The 17,892-nt window shown below is 38.8% G+C and carries 12 protein-coding genes; 4 read left to right on the top strand and 8 right to left on the bottom strand.

All coding sequences use genetic code 11. The features are described from left to right. Positions 1–24: 24 nt before the first annotated feature. From CXF76_RS18475 to CXF76_RS18485, 3 genes are read left to right on the top strand one after another with little or no spacing between them, the layout of a single operon-like run. Positions 25–1,287 (top strand): ABC transporter substrate-binding protein, encoded by a 1,263-nt coding sequence (locus CXF76_RS18475; protein ID WP_101164332.1) that lies wholly within the window; start codon positions 25–27, stop codon positions 1,285–1,287. Then, on the top strand, positions 1,287–4,406 hold the full coding sequence (locus CXF76_RS18480) for an ATP-binding protein (RefSeq protein WP_101164333.1): 3,120 nt from the start codon (positions 1,287–1,289) through the stop codon (positions 4,404–4,406). The genes CXF76_RS18475 and CXF76_RS18480 overlap by 1 nt, the downstream gene beginning before the upstream one ends. Positions 4,407–4,465: 59 nt before the next feature. Beyond that, the gene (locus CXF76_RS18485) at positions 4,466–6,673 is read left to right on the top strand and encodes a two-component system response regulator (protein WP_101164334.1); all 2,208 of its coding nucleotides are present in this window, start codon (positions 4,466–4,468) and stop codon (positions 6,671–6,673) included. A gap of 76 nt (positions 6,674–6,749) precedes the next feature. Here CXF76_RS18485 and CXF76_RS18490 read toward each other — a convergent pair whose 3' ends face one another. Both CXF76_RS18490 and proB read right to left on the bottom strand, forming a co-directional pair. Further along, positions 6,750–7,997, bottom strand: coding sequence for a glutamate-5-semialdehyde dehydrogenase (locus CXF76_RS18490; RefSeq protein ID WP_024590570.1), 1,248 nt, complete (start codon positions 7,995–7,997; stop codon positions 6,750–6,752). Beyond that, complete coding sequence (gene proB / locus CXF76_RS18495; RefSeq protein WP_024608190.1) at positions 7,994–9,100, bottom strand: glutamate 5-kinase; 1,107 nt, start codon at positions 9,098–9,100, stop codon at positions 7,994–7,996. The genes CXF76_RS18490 and proB overlap by 4 nt, the downstream gene beginning before the upstream one ends. A gap of 870 nt (positions 9,101–9,970) precedes the next feature. Between proB and CXF76_RS18500 the strand changes: the two genes are divergently transcribed. Continuing rightward, a complete protein-coding gene (locus tag CXF76_RS18500) occupies positions 9,971–11,818 on the top strand; it encodes a cation:proton antiporter (protein WP_024608191.1) in 1,848 nt (615 codons plus the stop codon). A gap of 70 nt (positions 11,819–11,888) precedes the next feature. Here the strand turns inward: CXF76_RS18500 and CXF76_RS18505 are convergent, their stop codons facing one another. The 6 genes from CXF76_RS18505 to hfq form a co-directional block, all read right to left on the bottom strand. Next, positions 11,889–12,527, bottom strand: a complete 639-nt coding sequence (locus tag CXF76_RS18505) for a tetratricopeptide repeat protein (RefSeq protein WP_007586412.1) — start codon at positions 12,525–12,527, stop codon at positions 11,889–11,891. A 111-nt stretch (positions 12,528–12,638) separates the two neighbouring features. Next, positions 12,639–13,952 carry an adenylosuccinate synthase gene (locus CXF76_RS18510; protein WP_010554354.1) on the bottom strand — a complete coding sequence of 438 codons (1,314 nt, stop codon included), beginning with the start codon at positions 13,950–13,952 and terminating at the stop codon, positions 12,639–12,641. 214 nt (positions 13,953–14,166) lie between these two features. Beyond that, positions 14,167–15,045: a protease modulator HflC gene (hflC, locus tag CXF76_RS18515; protein ID WP_010554353.1), complete on the bottom strand. Its 879-nt coding sequence runs from the start codon at positions 15,043–15,045 to the stop codon at positions 14,167–14,169. 5 nt (positions 15,046–15,050) lie between these two features. Then, on the bottom strand, positions 15,051–16,220 hold the full coding sequence (gene hflK / locus CXF76_RS18520) for an FtsH protease activity modulator HflK (protein ID WP_101164335.1): 1,170 nt from the start codon (positions 16,218–16,220) through the stop codon (positions 15,051–15,053). Between the two features lie 100 nt (positions 16,221–16,320). Continuing rightward, positions 16,321–17,610, bottom strand: coding sequence for a ribosome rescue GTPase HflX (gene hflX / locus CXF76_RS18525; RefSeq protein ID WP_007586404.1), 1,290 nt, complete (start codon positions 17,608–17,610; stop codon positions 16,321–16,323). A 15-nt stretch (positions 17,611–17,625) separates the two neighbouring features. Continuing rightward, complete coding sequence (gene hfq, locus CXF76_RS18530; RefSeq protein ID WP_024590569.1) at positions 17,626–17,889, bottom strand: RNA chaperone Hfq; 264 nt, start codon at positions 17,887–17,889, stop codon at positions 17,626–17,628. Positions 17,890–17,892: the final 3 nt, after the last annotated feature.

The raw sequence follows: 17,892 nt of genomic DNA on the forward strand, positions 1-17,892 counted from the left end.
ACACATTAATACTTTAGGCTTAACATGGACATACCCAAGCGTTCAACGCTAAAAAAGCTAGCTGCAATAGGTTTAACAGCTGGTGCAATAACACATGCGCCTTATGTTTTTGCCCGAAAAAAAGTCACATTAAGAGTACTTGGTACGCATGTAACACTCCAAGAGGCTATTCGCAAGCAAGCGATGAGTGACTTGGGTATTAATATAGAATTTACTCCCGCAGGCAGCGCTGCCGTTTTGCAAAAGGCATCAATGGACCCTGGCTCCTTTGATTTATACGAACAATGGTCAAACAGCATTAATGTGCTTTGGGATGCAGGTTCCATTCAGCCAATAGAAAAAAAACGACTCACCTACTTTAACGAGATAAATCCACTTACTAAAACGGGAAAACTAACCGAAACTGCAAGTATTGGTGCAGGTGATGCTCCCTATAAATTATTAAATGTTCAACCCGATGGCACATTAAGCTCACAAGAAAGCGATCATATTAGCTTTTTACCTTATGTGCATAATGTTGACTCTTTTGGTTACAACACCGATTTTATTAAGCCCGGTATAGCATACGAAACCGAAAGCTGGAGTTGGCTGCTTGATGACGAGAACAGAGGTAAAGTAGCTATCGTAAATGCGCCTACCATTGGACTCTTTGACCTAGCCCTAGCAGCACAAAGTAAAGGGCTTATAAAATTTAACAATATAGGTGCGATGACTCGTTCAGAACTTGATAGATTGTTTAGTATATTACTCGACTTTAAACGCCAAGGTCACTTTAGTGGCTATTGGAATTCGGTTCCTGAGTCGATTGAATTTATGAAAAGTAAGCGAGCCCATATAGAAAGTATGTTTTCGCCTGCCGTCTCTGCGTTAAACAGCCAAAATATTAATGTTCGTTTTGCCGCGCCAAAAGAAGGCTACCGAGGCTGGCATGGTGTTATGTGTTTATCGTCACAAACACAAAGTAGCGTAAAAGATGCAGCTTACGATTATATGAACTGGTGGCTTTCGGGTTGGCCTGGTGCATTTATTGCTCGCCAAGGTTATTACATTAGTAACCCACAACGCTCTAAACTACTCTTATCGCCGGCCGAATGGGATTACTGGTACGGTGGAAAAGTAACAAGCATAGATTTATTAAATACAAATGGCGACGTAGCAGTAAAAGCAGGTGGACAACGTAATGGCGGTAGTTACCATAAACGCTTTAGCAATGTAGCAGTATGGAATACAGTTATGCCAACCTATGACTACAGTCTACAAAAATGGTATGAGTTGATTAGCCGATAATGATAATAAATTCAATTAAATCAAAAATAATATTAGCTTTGTGTTCGCTGATTGGATTACTTCTTTTACAAAGCTATTTGTTTAACTATTCACAAACGTCCTTACTTAACTTGCAAAAGTCGCAGCATAACGCGCTTATTCAAAGTGAAGCTGTGAATCACTTAGAAAACGATATTATTTCCCTGCAAGGGCATGCAGTTTCATTTATTGACAATGCAAATGAAAATACGATTACCAAATTTAATTTTTACTTAAATAAGGCAAATCTAGATCTTAAGCAACTAAAAGCAAACACTCAAAACCATACACCACAGTACAAAAACTCACTAATACGCCTTGGCGAGTATCTAAATAATTACCAAGATACATTTGGCCAAGTTGTCGTAAACAGACAAAAACGCGAACACCTTTACACTACTCAGTTCAAACAGCCTATTGATGACCTACAGGTAACAATTAGTGATTTAGAAGGGTCTTCAAACAATGATAATAAAGTTATTTTTAACGATGTTTTACTCACAATAAGTAATTTAAAACACGCAATTATAAGCTATCTCTATAAACCTAATTTTGATGAAGCACAAAATGTAAAACAAAACTTAAATCACTTACATAAAAAACTAACGAGCACCTCTGTAATAAATGAATCCCTCTCCAATAAAACAACAAGCTTAAAACAAGCTTATAACCAACTTGTATTACTCACCCGTAGCTACACTTTTTCTGTAAATGTAGTGCTTACAGGCATAGAAAACGAATTGCTGTATTTAACTAATGAAATTAAAAACATAGAAAAAAATAAACTAATCAAAACAGAAGAGCTACTAAGTAGCCACTTAACAAAAAATACAGAACAGGCAAATATATTTGCCGTTTTAATTATGTTAATCATTTTATTTTTAAGCTATTTTATTTTTAGATCGGTTATAAAACCAATTACTCAGCTCACTTTATTACTTAAAGATATGAATAGCGAAAAGCCAGTGACTATTTCAAATAACAGCCAAAATCAAACTGAAATAGCATCGGTAATAAAAGCAGCTAACGCTTTATATTTAAAAAATAAGCAAACCAAAGAGCTACTCAATAAAACCCGCGTATTAAATTCCCAAATGGAAGCAATGAATGCCGACCTGACGAGTGCTATGGAGCAAACCGATAAAGCCAATAAAACAAAAATAGATTTTGTAGCCAATATGAGTCATGAACTTCGCACCCCAATGAATGGCATATTAGGTATGTTGCAACTTTTACAAAGCAGTGAGCTTCCCTCAAGGCAAAAACACTATGCAGATAAAGCCTTTTCAAGTGCTCAAAATTTATTGCAGATTTTAAATAATATTCTAGATTTTTCTAAACTAGAATCGGAAAAAGTTCAGTTAGAGCAAATCCCTTTTACCTTACATACTATAGTTTCTAACGTTCAAAATTTATTCTCAACAAATGCTAAGCAAAAAGGCTTGTTATTAAACTTTACTTTACACGTTGATGCAGGGCTTGAACTTATTGGCGACCCAATGCACTTAAGCCAAATAATAAATAACTGTGTAGGTAACGCAATTAAGTTTACTGAGCATGGTGAAATATCATTAATTATAGAAGCGACATCTCAACACGAAAAAACAATAAACCTTCGCTTTAGTATAAAAGACACGGGTATTGGGATGACTGAAGAGCAATCAAAAATTATATTCCAGTCTTTCTCGCAAGGTGATTCAAGCACAACAAGAAAGTATGGTGGGACCGGTTTAGGACTCACTATAAGCAAACAATTAACTAAATTGCTGGGCGGAGATATACAAGTAAGGAGCACGATTAATCAAGGTAGCGAGTTTTTCTTTACTCTACCCTTTACTTTATCTGAGCAACAAAAGCTTAAAAAACACGCCTTATTAATTAGCCCTGATAATGAGCAAATTAAAAAATTAATGGACTTACTAAGTGATATAAATATAACGACAGAAACAACACAAGAACCATTAAGAGCCATTGCAAAAATGTCTCAGCCTAGTAGCCCATTTAGTATTGTAATAATGTCGATAGAAAAAAAAGAGCTCAACGATAACTTTATTTTACAACAACTGTACGCTCAAAATAAAAACGCTAATGAAAAATTAACACTTATTTTATTAATTACCGATGAAGAGTCTCCTGAGCCAATTGCAAAAAATGAAAATATAGACATTATAAATATTGGTAATAAAAATAGTGAAGTAGAAATTTTAAGAGCACTCTCACCAAATAATTTTAAAGAAAAGCAATTAAAGCCTCACCCTAAATTCTCGGGTTTTAATGCATTAGATAAAGTAGAGATAAATGACATCGATATTATTTTTATGGATGTTCAAATGCCAGTTATGGATGGGCTAGAAGCAACAAGCATATTAAGAAAGCGAGGCTACAAAACTCCCATAATTGCAATTACGGCAGCCGCAGATCCTAATGATAAAAAAGCAGCGTTTAGAGCGGGTATGGATGACTTTTTAGTAAAACCGATTATTTTTGATTCACTTTACGAAAGTATAGAAAAGCATCTGCAAAGTAGCGAATCTCTGAGCACTATAAACCTGCCATTAGCAAAAGAAAACCTAGAAAACAATGACGAATTGTTAGCCAAATTATTTACTCAGTTTGTCAACGATTACAATGACTTTTCGATTAAAGCTGATATATTAATCAAAAATGGAGAGTTAGAAAGCTTAATTCGACTAGTACATACACTCAAAGGCTTGGCCGGCACATTAGGCTTTGAGCTACTGCAACAAAGCGCGCAAAGTGTTGAGAAAAGCTTAATAGATAAGAAAATTATTAATTTATCTCATTTTAATGAGCAATTAATACTTACACTTTTTGCTGTAAAACAATTTTTGATAGCTGACAGCTTTAAAAAAGAACATATACAGCAACATGAACTAGAAAACGAAGACTCGGTTATCGATAATATATACTCATTAGCATTAACCGCTCGCCCCGTACCTAGCAGTTTGGTTAGACAGCTAGAAATGAATCAATATGAGAGAGGCCACTCCCTATTTAAGCTCAAAGAAGCAATTGATCATTTTAACTACGCGTTAGTAATTGAGCTTATTGATATGTATAGAAACGATAATAAAAATTAGGCATAACCACTAACCTGAACTAGATTTAATATTGTAGAGAACGCAGAGAAGGACAGATAGTGCATTCAAATTACCTCGCAAACAGTAATGGATTAACCACAGAACAAAAGCATAAACCTTTAATTCTTATTGTTGATGACGAACCTAGTAATTTACACGTATTAGTAGAAGGACTTTTAACCGACTACGATGTACGTATTTCTACTAGTGGTGAGCAGGCTTTGATCTTTATTGAGTCAACTCGGCCTGACTTGATTTTATTAGACATAATGATGCCAGGCATGGACGGCTACGAAGTATGTAATATACTCAAAGCGAAACAAAATACCAAAGGTATCCCCGTCATATTTGTGACTGCGCTTACCGAAGAAGAGTCTGAAGAAAAAGGCTTTGCAATGGGCGCAATTGATTATATCCACAAGCCTTATAAACTAGCCCTAGTTAGAGCACGTATACGCACTCATATTACCGCTCAAGGCATGCTAGATAGGCTTATCGAAAAAAACTTTGACCTGCACGACAAGCTACTTGAAATAGAATCGCTAATACAAGAGCTAAGCCAGCGAGAAGAAGAATTAAAAGAACTCTCATCAAAACAAAAATTATTTTATCAAGCCCTAACGGGAACCGCTGATGGCGTTGTTATTACCGACAGTAACGGAAAAATTATTGCCGTAAACCCTTCATTTTGCCGGATTACAGGTTACTCTGAATCTGACTCCCTGCAAATGCAGTTGCACGATATTAAACAAAATAACCACCCTAGTATTAGCTTTGATCAAGTATGGGAACATGCTAGCCAAGCAGGCTATTGGAGTGGAGAACTTGTAACTAGACGAAAAAATGGCGAGCTTTACCCTGAGCTGCTAACTCTCAGTATGGTAAAAAGCGAGCAAGATACCAACGTGCACTATATTGGTGTATTTAGTGATATTTCTAGCGTTAAGATAACGCAAGAAAGAATTCACTACCTCACATGGCATGATGAACTTACAGGTTTGCCCAACCGAAATGGTTTTTTAAAGCAGTTAGAGCAGCAACTTCAGGTTTGTAGTACCGAAAATAGTTATGCCTATATTTATATTATTGACATAGACAGCTTCCACTCAATAAATGATGGATTAGGCCTACTCGCTGGCGATAACATTTTAAAAGAATTAACTAAACGAATTCATTCTAAGGTGAGTAAAAAAGATGTTATTGCTCGCTTAGGCAGTGATGAATTTGCAGTACTGTGTACAGTTGAAAAAGGCGTTGGCAGAGCTAGAGCTCAAGCTATGGCTGAAAATAAAGCCCAAGAGCTACTTATAGGTATAAACTATCCATTTAAAGTGGATGAGCAAGAGGTTAGCTTAACGGTAAGTATTGGTACGTATATTTTTCCACGAGAAGATCAATGGGAAAGCGCTATTGAAACAATTCGTAACTGTGAAGCTGCCTGCTACAAGGCAAAAGAGAAAGGCGGCAATAGGGTTACCTTTTTTGATACTTCATTTGGCGAGCAAGCAAAACGCCGTTTTGAAATAGAGCAAGATTTACGTAAAGCTATTTCAAATAATGAGTTATCCCTATATTTACAATCTCAATTTGACCGAAGCCAAACCCTTAAAGGCGCTGAGGTTTTATTAAGATGGGAGCATCCTCAAAAAGGCTTTATTAGCCCTGGTGAGTTTATATCTATAGCTGAAGAATCAGATATAATTTATGACTTAGATTGCTGGGTAACTTCAAATGCACTTGAAATATTAACGCAACTTAGTAAAACTCACCCTAAGTTAAACCTATCAATTAATGTAAGTGGCAGGCACTTTCATGAAGCGCGTTTTTTAAGCTTTATTAGCCAACAAATAAAGCAACATAGCATTAATCCTCAGCAACTCACTATTGAGATAATTGAAGGTACATTACTTAATCACATGGAAGCGGCTATTGAGGCTGTTCACTTTCTCAAGAAGCTAGGTATTAGGGTATCAATTGATGACTTTGGTACTGGATATTCGAGTTTAACTTATCTTAAACAACTACCAATACAAGAACTTAAAATTGATCGTTCTTTTGTATTGGAAGCACCGACTGATAATAACGATAAGTTAATTATTGATATGATTGTAAGCTTAGGCCGTTTATTTGAACTCGAGATAGTTGCTGAAGGTGTTGAGAACCAGTCCCACTTTGATTTATTGCAGGAATATCCAGAAGTTATTCTTCAAGGCTATTATTTACACAGGCCTGAACCTGCAAGCGACTGGCTTGAAAAACTAAATTAATTACAGAGTAGTCTGAAAAAACAAAAAAGCCGAGTATTTCCATACTCGGCTTTTTAATGAAATTAAGCTTTAGCGGTTACTCGCGAACTTGGCCTTCACCATTCACTAAGTACTTCTCAGTAGTCAGTGACTCAAGTCCCATAGGGCCGTATGCATGAAGCTTAGAAGTTGCTATACCAATCTCTGCGCCTAGACCCAGCTGTGAGCCATCAGAAAAGCGAGATGATGTATTAACCATAACTACAGAAGCATCAACACTACGCTGGAATAACTCTGCAGCGGCTGCGTTTTTAGTGCAAATTACTTCAGTGTGGTTTGAACCAAACTGTGCAATGTGTTCAACCGCTGCCGTAAAGCTTGGAACAACGCGAATAGCGATTTCTAGGTCTAGGTATTCTTCACCAAATTCGTTATCGGCTAACACAGTTGCATTATCAAAGTATTTAGCTGCAAAGCTGTCAGCATTTATTTTTACACCTTCTTGGCGTAATACAACTGCGCACAGATTTAAAAACTCATCTGCAACATCTTGATGAACTACTAAGCCCTCAAGTGCATTACAAACACCCGTACGTTGCGTTTTACCGTTAAGTAGTAAGTTAAGCGCAATTTCTAGGTCTGCATCTTTATCTACATATAGATGACAAACGCCTTTGTAATGCTGAATTACTGGGATCGTACTGTTTTCAGTTACAAAGTTAATTAAGCCTTCACCGCCACGTGGAATTATTAAGTCAATGCTTTCACGTTGCTGCATTAATTCCATTAATAGTGCACGATCTGGATCTGGAATCACTGAAATAAGTGATACTGGTAAGTTATGCTTTTCAAGTACGCTGTGCATTACACTTGCGATAGCTTGCGAACTTTTAAGTGCTTCTTTACCGCCACGTAAAATTACGCCATTACCTGATTTAAAACATAATGCGCCAGCGTCTGCTGTTACATTTGGGCGTGCTTCGTAAATCATACATACAACGCCAAGAGGTACGCGCATTTTACGAATTTTAATGCCATTTGGACGCTCTGTAATATCACGTAGTTGACCAACAGGATCGTCCAGGCTTACGATTACTTCAATACCTTCTGCCATTGCTTCAATACGCTCATCGTTTAGCGTTAAGCGGTCGATCATTGAGGCTGCTAAGTTATTGTCGCGTGCTGCGCTTAGGTCACTTTCGTTTTCTTTGATTATAAATGCTTTTTGCTCTCTTAATGCCGCTGCCATTTCAACTAGTACTTGATTTTTAGTCTCGGTATCGAGTAAAGCAAGTGTATGGGCAGCTTTAGCTGTCTGGCGTGAAATGTCCGTAATTAAACTCATGACTTCTCCAATAATGCGATATGTTTTTCAGATATAACTGGTCCAATTGAATCCTGCATTTTTTCGCTGAATTCACTCTGTTCGTTGTCTGCAATAAAGTTTAACAAACAGCTACTATAATTTGCGGTCGCTTTAGCTAAACGCGTACCGTCTTCACTACGTACTAAAATGGTATCACCAACAGCAAATTCACCATGGACTTCCATGATTTCATCACCGCGAATACATCCACTTTCACCTTCAAGGGATTCATCAAATGATCCATCAACAACAACTTCACCTTGCTCATTTGCTGTGTGTGTCATCCAATGTACAGAGTCCTGCATCGGTTTTTCGTACGGTAAAAATATGCTGCCAGGATTTTCCCCAGCTAGCAGTTTTGTAAATGTTTCTTCTTTAAAGCCGTTTATAATATAAGTCGCTATACCATGTGACGTTGCTTTTTCTGCCGCTTCTATTTTGGTTTTCATGCCACCAGTACCAACGGCACTTGTAGCACATCCTGCCATAGCATAAATAGATTCATCAATTGATTTTATTTCAGGCAGTAACACAGCATCATCATGCAAGTTAGGATTTTTATCATACAGCCCATCAACGTCTGAGAATATTAATAAAGCATCGGCATCGGCAGCTGCTGCGACCATTGCTGATAAGTTGTCGTTATCACCCACTCTTAAGTCGTCGGTAGTTACAGCATCATTTTCATTAATGATAGGAAAAACACCATGCTCAAGTAAAGTAAACACTGTTTCGCGAATACTTTGATAACGCTCGCGGTCACGTAAATCGCCATGCGTTAATAATAACTGCGCAGATGGAAAGTCAAAAAAGCGGTCCCACATGGCGATCATTTCTGTTTGGCCTGCTGCCGCCATTGCTTTTTTCATCACCACAGAGCGAGGTTTGTCTGATGGGAATAAATGCGCTCCAGCCGCTACAGAACCCGATGATACTAAAATCACCTCGATTCCACGGGCACGACAACGAACAATGAACTGTGCGATGGTTAATATGTAACGCGAACGGCAGCCATCTTGATCTGGTGCAATTAATGCACTACCTACTTTAAGTACGATACGTCGCCAATTTAACTTTTGCATAAATGCTCAACTTTCCATTTTATCTGCGCTCATCTTAATTAGACGAGCTAAAACTAAGTAGCTAGGTTTAAAACATAGCTTCGAATTTTTCTTTTCATTTAGGCAACACTTTTTTACACACACGCAAAAACCATATCTAAAACAAGAAGCTTAGATTTGAGGTTAAGTAAAAGTAGCAACAACCCAATAATATTGAGCAGCACTAATCAAAAAATTTAAAAGTGTTGTTTATGCATCGCTGTAAAAAGCTGTGTGTGGCTTTTTTATTAACAACATACATAGAGCCTCTAAAGTCTGATACACCAACAGATAGGGTGAAGACCAAAGGACCGAGATTTAACCGCCACGATGGGGGGCTAAATATTGAAAGTAATAGTTCAACTCAAACCTTTATTTACTTAAATAATTAAATAAACTTGTTTGGCAAAACCATACCAAGAATTCGGCAAATGATATTTTGTAATGCTCAAATACTAGAAACATCACTAACACATGATTATAAAGATTAAAAATGACGTTAAGATTAACAAGCCTGTTTTATCTTCAATAAACTTCGTTAGATGACTAATTATTAGAACACGAAGTATAATACACCAAATACCCCTTTAAAATCAAGGTTAAAATTCGAACTAAGTTAATACAAAACACTCATACCCTTTATATTGTTATTAAAATTCAATAAATTAAACAATTAATACACTTTAAAATAAGGTGGCTAAGTTCTCGCTAAATAATTTAAGCCTACTAATCTTTTATAAGCAGCTAAAATTGATTAGTAATATTTGAGTTTCCGGTGTATACCCCTGTATTAATAATTAACAAAAGTTATACTTTCTAAACATATCGTCATAAATAAGGAATTCTTAATCTATGTCAGCAATTTACATAGCCGGTATCGCACTTTGCTCTGTGCTTGCCCAATGGGTCGCGTGGGCTTTTAGAGTACCCGCTATTCTTTTCTTATTGCTTACTGGTCTTTTACTTGGACCATTTAGTGGTGTTTTAGACCCTGATGCACTTTTAGGTGATTTACTGTTTCCAGTAGTATCACTAAGCGTTGCCATCATTTTATTTGAAGGTTCCTTAACTCTGCATTTCAGAGAATTAAAAGGGATAGGAAAAGTTGTAAGGAATCTCTGCTCAATCGGTATGCTTACTACCTGCATTATTATTAGCCTAAGCGCCTACTGGTTGCTTGAGCTTAACTGGCGTGTTGCTGCGGTACTAGGCGCAGTACTCGTTGTTACTGGCCCTACCGTTATAGCACCGCTATTAAACTCAATGCGCCCAACACAAGACATAGACCGTATACTTCGCTGGGAAGGTATTGTAATAGACCCAATTGGCGCATTATTTGCTGTATTGGTATTTGAAGCTGTAATGCTTGTAGGCCAAGGCGAAGTATTTAGTCATACTATTATTGCTTTAGTTAAAACCCTAGGTGTCGGTTTAAGTATTGGTGTTGCTGCAGGTTGGCTAACAACCCTATTAATGCGTCGCGAGTGGCTGCCATTTGAATTACATAAGTTTGGGATTTTAGCACTAGTCCTTATTAGTTTTTCTGTATCAAATTATTTAAGCCATGAATCAGGCTTATTAGCAGTAACTGTATTTGGTATTTGGCTTGCGAACCAAGACGATTTAGAAATAGATTCTGTACTTGAGTTTAAAGAAGACTTGTCGATGATATTAATATCAACGCTGTTCATTTTACTTGCAGCACGTTTACAGCTTTCTGATTTGATGATGCTCGACAGCGATGTATTTATATTTTTAGCTATTGTGCTTTTTGTTGCACGCCCACTGTGTATTGCTATTTCGACCTTTGGTACTGACTTACCAATGAAGTCTCGCTTGGTACTTGCCTGGATTGCTCCACGCGGTATAGTTGCCGCAGCAGTTGGGTCGGTATTTGCACTAAGTATGATGGAAGCTGGCGTTGCTGATGCTGAAAAGATGGTGCCACTTATATTTACGGTGATCATCATTACGGTTGTGCTGCAAAGCTTAACAGCCATCCCTGTTGCCAAGCTATTAGGTGTACGCCAACCATCGCCAAACACAATATTAATTATTGGTGCAAACCATGTATCGCGTGCAATTGGACGTGGCTTACAAGAGCAGAGTATTCCGGTTCATCTTTCAGACCCTGCATGGGAAAACTGCAGAATGGCACGTATGGATGGCTTGGCTTGTTATTATGGTAACCCGCAATCAGAGCATGCTGAACGCTACTTACCTCTAACAACTATTCGCAGTGTCTTAGCGCTATCGCCAAACCGTCATCATAATGCGCTAGGCGTTCAATACTTTTCGCATTTACTTAATGAAAAAAATGTATTTTCGCTTCGCTCATCAACGTCGCATGCTAAAGCAAATAAAGACAGTGCAACGTTTTTATCCAGACAAATACTGTTTGGCGACGAAGGCTCATACGCACGTTTGAGCAGTATTATAGCTAAAGGCGGTAAGGTTAGTTCAACACGTATCTCGGATGAGTTTAGCTGGGAGCAATACCTAGAAATGAACCCTGAGGCTATCCCTTTGTTTATTCTTAAAGGTGATAAAGACAGCGACGACGATACGCCTATTAAGCTAAGACCGTTTACAATCAACATGGAAAAACCACCGCAAGAAGGCGAGCGTGTTGTTGCATTACAGCCGCCTAAAATGTCGGTCTTAAAAGACCCGCAAACAAAGGCTAAAGAAGAAAGTTAAACACTTTTACAGGTAGTAAAAACTCAAAAACCCTAACTTAAAAAGTTAGGGTTTTGTTTTTTAAGAGCCATTAAATAGGAAGACGAGCTCGCGCAACCACACTATCTGGCATTTTTTGCGCTAACTTAGTCAACGCTCGCTCAATTTTTTTATGAGTCGCTTTATCTGCCACCATAGAATTAAATAGCCAGCGGTATGCATCTTCAAAATCACGCGGGCTGCCATAGCCATCATTAAATAATTTAACCAAACGTAGTTGTGCTTTTAAATTGCCTTGCGACGACGCTTCACGCAAATACGTAATTGCCATTGCTTTATCTTGCTGAACTAAACGCCCGGTGTCGTAGTAACGCCCTAACTGCTCTAGCGCTGCCGCTAAGCCTTGCTCAGCCGCTTTTCGCATGTAATACACACCTAACTCTACATTACGATCCACGCACACGTTATAAGCCAGCATATCGCCGTATAAAAATTGATAAGACGGCAATGCCATTTTATTGGCTCGTGCTTCTATATCTTGCACTAACTGGCAATCATCTGCCTTCACCCGCGCTAAATGCGTATTTTTATTTATTAACGCAATTAGCTCAGATTCTGTATACAGCGGTACAGCAGCAGGGCTTTCTGTAGCTAAGCTGTTGGTTGCTATAAATAAAGACAGCGGAATTAATGAAAGCCTTAATACGCAATTACGGTAAAATAAACGCATGCTCACCACTTATAAAAATAAACTTATTAAAATATATACAAAGATCGTTCCAAGGTGAATTTTAGATACAAAAAAAGCTGCCCTAGGCAGCTTTTTTTAATCTAATGGTAATTACGCAAACGGGTTGCGAAGTACCATAGTTTCCACGCGGTCTGGACCTGTAGAAATAATATCAATTGGAACACCCGTAATTTCTTCAATACGCTTGATGTAGTCAATCGCAGCTTTTGGTAAACCGTCAAGACTCGTTACACCAACAGTGTTTTCTGACCAACCTGGCATTTCTTCGTATACTGGCGTTACTTTATCGTAACCTTCAGCTGCTAATGGTGTTACGTTAGTAACTGTGCCATCTTCAAGCTTGTAACCAATACAGATTTTAAGCGTTTCTAAGCCATCTAAAACATCAAGCTTAGTTAAACAAAAACCTGAAATACTGTTGATTTGAACCGCACGGCGCATAGCCACTGCATCTAACCAACCAGTACGACGAAGTCGACCTGTTGTAGCGCCAAACTCATGGCCTTTATCACCTAAGTGCTTACCAACTGGATCTTGTTTCTCGAGACCGTCGTAAAGCTCTGTAGGGAAAGGACCTGAACCAACACGTGTAGTGTACGCTTTAATAATACCTAAAACGTAATCAAGGTTTAATGGACCAAAACCTGCACCAGTAGCAACGCCACCAGCTGTAGTATTTGAAGATGTTACATAAGGGTAAGTACCGTGATCGATATCAAGTAACGTACCTTGTGCACCTTCAAATAAAATGTTTTCGCCTGCTAAACGCGTTTGATCTAAAAGCTCAGTTACATCTACAACCATTGCTTTTAAGATATCAGCAACAGCCATTGCATCATCAAACGTTTTTTGGAAATCTACAGCGTCTACTTTGTAGTAGTTAACTAAAGTGAAGTTATGGTATTCAAGAACTTCTTTTAATTTAGCTGCAAATAATTCAGGATTAAATAAATCGCCTACGCGTAAACCACGGCGAGCCACTTTATCTTCGTACGCAGGACCAATACCACGGCCAGTTGTACCAATTGGCTTATCGCCACGAGCAGTTTCGCGGGCTACATCTAATGCAACATGGAAAGGCAAGATTAGCGGACATGCTTCACTTATTAAAAGACGCTCACGTACTGGTACGCCGCGTTCTTCAAGCATGCCAATTTCTCTCATTAGCGCTTCTGGTGATAAAACTACACCATTACCAATCACACATTTAACATTGTCACGTAATACACCCGATGGAATAAGGTGTAGAACCGTCTTTTCACCTTCGATAACTAAAGTATGACCCGCATTGTGGCCACCTTGATAACGAACTACTAAAGATGCTTTGTCTGTAAGGAGATCAACTACCTTACCCTTTCCTTCGTCACCCCATTGGGTGCCTAATACAACAACGTTTTTACCCATCGTAAATTCACTTAGAGAAAATTAGGACGAGATTTTACCAGAAAACTAAAGTAAAGATCACCCCTGTTCAGCTTATTTTTTCTGCGCGCATTTGTTATATCCAAATATTAGCTAATAACCACATAAATAACAGTGATTTAAAGCACTAGACTATGTTTAACAAAAAGCCCCGCAAATGCGAGGCTTTTTAACTTTTAAATAATTAGCGTAAAGCCTATTGAGCTTTAGCGCCTTTCATATATTGGAAGAAGTCGCTATCTGGTGAAAGCACCATAACGTCTTGCTTATTTTTAAAAGTCTTTTTGTAAGCCTCGAGCGAACGCACAAAACTAAAGAACTCAGGGTCTTTGTTATACGCGCTTGCATAGATGCCTGCTGCATCAGCATCGCCTTGACCACGTACAGAACGCGCATTACGCTCTGCATCGGCAAGCATTACTGTTACACGACGGTCAACACCCGCACGAATAGTCTCGGCTTTTTCCTGACCTTCAGAACGGTGCTCTTTTGCAACAGCAGTACGCTCAGCGCGCATACGTTGGTAAATAGAGCTACTCACTTCTTGTGGTAGGTTAATTTGCTTAACACGTACGTCTAGCACCTCAATACCAAGCTCACGTGCACTTTCAGAAGCTTGTACTAACGCTTCTTCCATCAACTCGCTACGCTCACCCGATACAATTTCGCGAATTGTACGTGTACCAAAGTTTGTACGAAGACCATTATTTACTTTTTGTTTAAGTAGCGTTTCAGCATATTGCTTATCGCCACGGGCACGCAAGTAAAAAGCGCTAAAGTCATTAACACGCCATTTTACAAACGAATCAACAATTAAGTCTTTTTTCTCACTAGTAACAAAGCGGTCCGGAGCACCATCTAGCGTTTGAATACGTGCATCAATGCGACGTACTTGGCTAAAAAATGGCACCTTAAATTGTAGGCCTGGGCCATATACAATCGCTTGATCGTCGCTGTCTTTTTGTACTTTACTGAATAACATTACAATTGCTTTTTGCCCTTCAGGTACAACAAATACCGATGAGAAAGACATAACAATGGCAGCTAATAGTATTACTAAACTAAAGTTTTTCATTATGATTATCTCCCATCATTGAAGCGGTCGTTGTTAAAGCGGTCATTGCCACTATTAACAGAGCTATTGCGCGACGTATTTACTTTATTGCGTAAATCTTGAATATCACTAGAGCTTGGAAGTGCAACACGTGTTGCTGTCCCTTGCTTATCCATGATCTTATCAAGTGGTAAATAAAGCATATTATTACCGCCCTTAACATCAACCAATATTTTAGAACTACTCCCTAACACTTCTTCCATTGCATCAATGTATAAGCGCTCACGAGTAACTTCTTTAGCTGCTTGATATTCAGGTAATAGCTTTTCAAAACGAGCTACTTCACCTTGTGCTTCTAATGTAATACGCTCTTGGTAACCTTCCGCTTCTTGAGTCATACGCGTTACTTGACCACGAGCACGCGGTTCAATTTCACGAGCATATGCTTCTGCTTCACGAATGAAACGTTCTTCATCTTCTTGTGCAGCAATCGCATCATCAAATGCATCTTTAACTTCAGTTGGCGGACGAGAGTCTTTAAAGTTCACGTCAGTAACAATTAAACCTAAGTTATATGGTTCGATAATCTTATTAAGCTCATCCCATGTATTTTGACGAACAACCTCACGGCCATTAGTTAATACTTGGTCCATTTTTGCATGGCCCACAACGTAACGTAGTGCACTATCTAGTGCTTCTTCTAAGCTACTATCAGCGTTAGTTACGCTAAATTCATAAAGGTATGGGGCAATAACACGGTATTGCACCTGAAACTCAACGCTCACTACGTTTTCGTCTTCAGTAAGCATAAAACCAGAAGCCGATAATGAACGAACTGCTTCAATATCTACTGGGATTACCGTTTCAATAAACGTCATTTTCCAACGCAGACCAGGATCAGCAATTCGGTCATATTTACCAAATTGAAGAACCACACCACGCTCGGCTTCTTTAACCGTATAAATACCACTTAACGCCCATACAATAACGGCGATAATAAGTATGAATGAAATACCGGCTCCGCCAAGTCCACCGCCGCTACCATTGCCGGATTTTTTCCCGCCAAATAAGCCGCCGAACTTGTTACTAAACTTGCGGAACACCTCGTCTAAATCAGGTGGGCCTTGATCACGTCCGCCTTTATTATTCCACGGATCTTTGTCATTGCCATTATTACCCGGTTCATTCCAGGCCATAGCTATACTCCATTGTTATCTAAATAAATTAGGAAATTGTGTTAAATCTAACAAATCTACCGCGTTTCTCATACAAAAACCGACATTAAAACGTCAATTTTTAATTACGGTTGATAAAACCAGCAATTTCAGGACCAAATTCTTTAATTAAACGATTCCACTCAACCATTGGCATTCTAACATCTAACAGCCAATTACCTTGCTCATCAAATCGCTCTTCATGTACTGCATTTAAACTAAACAATGCAGCTCTTAGGCGACCATACAATGGCGTAAGAAATAATGTTTCGTTAAACATCTTCTTAGCAAGTAGTTCACTAATAGCCTCACTAAGTAATTCACACCCTTCACCAGTCTGAGCGCTAAGCCATACTCTTATAGGTTGGCCTTCGTCATCTCGATCAATACGTGGGCTTACGTTATCCAGCGCATCAATTTTATTATAAATTAATAGCTGTGGTACTTCATCGGCTTCAATTTCTTTAAGCACCGATTGTACTTGTTCAATATTCTCTTGAAGACGAGAGTCTGCTGCGTCAATTACATGTAACTGTAAATCAGCTTCACGAGTTTCAGTTAGCGTTGCTTTAAAAGCAGCAACTAAGTCGTGCGGTAAATGACGAATAAAGCCCACTGTATCAGCTAAGATAACAGGACCAACATCACCTAATTCAAGCTTACGTAGAGTCGGGTCAAGCGTTGCAAACAACTGATCGGCCGCGTATACATCTGAATTCGTAATTCGATTGAATAATGTAGATTTACCCGCATTGGTATAGCCAACTAACGATACCGTAGGTATTTCGTTACGAGTACGAGCTCGCCTACCTTGTTCGCGTTGCACTGCTACTTTAGCTAAACGCGCACGGATATTTTGAATTCGGGCACGAAGTAATCGTCTATCTGTTTCAAGTTGGGTTTCACCAGGTCCACGTAAACCAATCCCGCCTTTTTGGCGTTCAAGATGGGTCCAGCCCCGAATTAATCGAGTAGACATATGGCGAAGTTGTGCCAATTCAACCTGCAGCTTACCCTCATGGGTACGTGCACGTTGGGCAAAAATATCAAGAATTAGCGTCGTTCTATCAAGCACACGACACTGACAAACACGCTCTAAATTACGCTCTTGTGACGGTCTGAGTTGATGATTGAAAATTACGACATCTGCATTGTGGATTTTGACAATCTCAGCTATTTCTTCTGCTTTACCGGTACCGACGAATAGTTTCGGATGTGGTGCTTGACGGCTGCCTTGCACAACCGCCAAACTACTAACACCAGCAGAAGATACCAACATTTCTAATTCATGAAGATCTTCACGATCCCCTTCTTTAGGTAAGTCGATATGAACTAAAATTGCCTGTTCGCCGGATTCATAGCGGTCAAACAAACATTATGCTCCTAATTAAAAGTTACCAGCTTCTGGCTCTTCAGTTTCTTCACTCCCTTGAACTGCTTGGAAGTTAACTGCGCGAGCAGGGACAACTGTTGAAATTGCATGCTTATAAACCATTTGATTTACGGTGTTCTCTAGTAAAATAACAAATTGGTCAAATGACTGAATTTTGCCTTGTAATTTTATGCCATTTACCAAAAAGATTGATACTGGAATGCGCTCACGTCGTAGTGCATTCAAAAATGGGTCTTGTAACGATTGGCCTTTTGCCATGTT

The organism is Pseudoalteromonas sp. 78C3 (assembly GCF_002836695.1).
Taxonomy (GTDB): domain Bacteria; phylum Pseudomonadota; class Gammaproteobacteria; order Enterobacterales; family Alteromonadaceae; genus Pseudoalteromonas; species Pseudoalteromonas arctica.

Excerpts from the sequence above, each read along its gene's own strand:
- hfq (WP_024590569.1), bottom strand. The coding sequence starts at position 17,889 with ATGGCAAAAGGCCAATCGTTACAAGACCCATTTTTGAATGCACTACGA.
- CXF76_RS18480 (WP_101164333.1), top strand. The coding sequence starts at position 1,287 with ATGATAATAAATTCAATTAAATCAAAAATAATATTAGCTTTGTGTTCG.
- proB (WP_024608190.1), bottom strand. The coding sequence starts at position 9,100 with ATGCAAAAGTTAAATTGGCGACGTATCGTACTTAAAGTAGGTAGTGCA.
- hflK (WP_101164335.1), bottom strand. The coding sequence starts at position 16,220 with ATGGCCTGGAATGAACCGGGTAATAATGGCAATGACAAAGATCCGTGG.
- CXF76_RS18490 (WP_024590570.1), bottom strand. The coding sequence starts at position 7,997 with ATGAGTTTAATTACGGACATTTCACGCCAGACAGCTAAAGCTGCCCAT.
- CXF76_RS18475 (WP_101164332.1), top strand. The coding sequence starts at position 25 with ATGGACATACCCAAGCGTTCAACGCTAAAAAAGCTAGCTGCAATAGGT.
- hflC (WP_010554353.1), bottom strand. The coding sequence starts at position 15,045 with ATGAAAAACTTTAGTTTAGTAATACTATTAGCTGCCATTGTTATGTCT.
- CXF76_RS18505 (WP_007586412.1), bottom strand. The coding sequence starts at position 12,527 with ATGCGTTTATTTTACCGTAATTGCGTATTAAGGCTTTCATTAATTCCG.
- CXF76_RS18510 (WP_010554354.1), bottom strand. The coding sequence starts at position 13,952 with ATGGGTAAAAACGTTGTTGTATTAGGCACCCAATGGGGTGACGAAGGA.
- CXF76_RS18500 (WP_024608191.1), top strand. The coding sequence starts at position 9,971 with ATGTCAGCAATTTACATAGCCGGTATCGCACTTTGCTCTGTGCTTGCC.